Below are 951 nucleotides of genomic sequence, written 5' to 3' on the forward strand. Positions count from 1 at the left end.
AGTAACATTAAGTTGGATTCGGATACACAAGATAATTCACATTATCTGAAGTACTTCACCAAACACAAATCTAAAAACTCTCAAAAGTCATTTCGTTCTTTCATGCTCACTTGCCGGGGACGAAGTTGGTGGCATAGGCCCAGGCGTTGTTGTTGACAGGGTCAGCAAGGTGATCGGCGAGGTTCTCCAATGGACCCTTTCCGGTGACAATGGCCTGAACAAAGAAGCCAAACATAGAGAACATGGCCAATCGTCCGTTCTTGAGTTCCTTCACCTTAAGCTCAGCAAAAGCCTCTGGGTCATCAGCAAGGCCCAATGGGTCGAAGCTGCCACCTGGGTAGATTGGGTCAGTGACCTCACCGAGGGGGCCACCAGCAATACGGTAACCTTCAACGGCACCCATTAGGATAACTTGTGTGGCCCAGATGGCGAGGATGCTCTGGGCGTGGATCAGGCTTGGGTTGCCCAAGTAGTCGAGCCCACCCTCGCTGAAGATCTGGGACCCGGCCTTGAACCACACGGCTTCTCCGAACTTCACCCCGTTGCGGGACAGCAACTCCGGGAAGACGCAGCCCAAGGCTCCGAGCATGGCCCACCTGGAGTGGATCACTTCGAGTTCACGGTTCTTGGCGAAGGTTTCTGGGTCTGCGGAAAGCCCAGCAGTGTCCCAGCCGTAGTCGCCTGGGAACTCACCGGTTAGGTAGGACGGGGGCTCGCCAGAGAATGGGCCCAAGTACTTGACTCGGTCTGGGCCGTACCATGGGCTTCCTGAGGAGACCTGCTTGGTGACGGTCTTCCTCATGCTCACCCTTCCCACTTCTGGGGCTGATGGGCCCAGCTTCACGGCCTTGCCAGCCAAGGATGGGGATGAGAGAGCCATGGAAGAAGCTGCTGCCATTTTTTAACTCAAGGATGAGCTTTGCTTTGTGCTTTGTGTTATGAGTGTTTTGA

The 951-nt window shown here is 54.5% G+C and carries 1 protein-coding gene; it reads right to left on the minus strand.

Annotation, left to right across the window (positions count from 1 at the left end; genetic code table 11):
- Window positions 1-106: 106 nt before the first annotated feature.
- Window positions 107-898 carry a chlorophyll a-b binding protein gene (locus IEW45_RS14930; RefSeq protein ID WP_188622032.1) on the minus strand — a complete coding sequence of 264 codons (792 nt, stop codon included), beginning with the start codon at window positions 896-898 and terminating at the stop codon, window positions 107-109.
- Window positions 899-951 lie beyond the last annotated feature (53 nt).

Source organism: Flavobacterium suaedae, from assembly GCF_014642915.1.
In the GTDB taxonomy this organism is placed as follows: domain Bacteria; phylum Bacteroidota; class Bacteroidia; order Flavobacteriales; family Flavobacteriaceae; genus Flavobacterium; species Flavobacterium suaedae.

Excerpts from the sequence above, each read along its gene's own strand:
- IEW45_RS14930 (WP_188622032.1), bottom strand. The coding sequence starts at position 898 with ATGGCAGCAGCTTCTTCCATGGCTCTCTCATCCCCATCCTTGGCTGGC.